The sequence below is a fragment of the Haladaptatus sp. AB618 genome, assembly GCF_024136965.1.
In the GTDB taxonomy this organism is placed as follows: domain Archaea; phylum Halobacteriota; class Halobacteria; order Halobacteriales; family Haladaptataceae; genus Haladaptatus.
Window position 1 is genome coordinate 1 of record NZ_JAMYJX010000031.1, and the last position, 439, is coordinate 439.

Genomic DNA, 439 nt, shown 5'->3' on the forward strand with positions numbered 1-439 from the left:
AAATGAGGATTCCACCCCTGCGGTCAGCCGTATACGATGGAATCTGATGTTAGCCTTGGTAGTTCGGTGACACCTTGTCGGTTTCCGATATGGTGTCCCGAACGTGTGATATGTGATACACTCTCTTTGAGAGTGTCTCCGCCTATACGCTGAACCTTGTGTTCAGCGACATTCTGGTTGATCCTGCCAGAGGTCATTGCTATTGGAGTTCGATTTAGCCATGCTAGTTGTACGAGCTTAGACTCGTAGCGGAAAGCTCAGTAACACGTGATCAAACTACCCTATAGATCAGAATACTCTCGGGAAACTGAGGCTAATACTGAATAACGCTCCTTTGCTGGAATTGCAAGGAGCCGGAAACGCTCCGGCGCTATAGGATGTGATTGCGGCCGATTAGGTAGACGGTGGGGTAACGGCCCACCGTGCCGATAATCGGTAC

Annotated in this window: 1 rRNA gene; it reads left to right on the top strand. The window is 49.9% G+C overall.

Annotated elements, in window-relative coordinates:
• Nucleotides 1-170: 170 nt before the first annotated feature.
• A 16S ribosomal RNA gene (locus NKF26_RS23970) occupies nt 171-439 on the top strand; the annotation flags it as partial.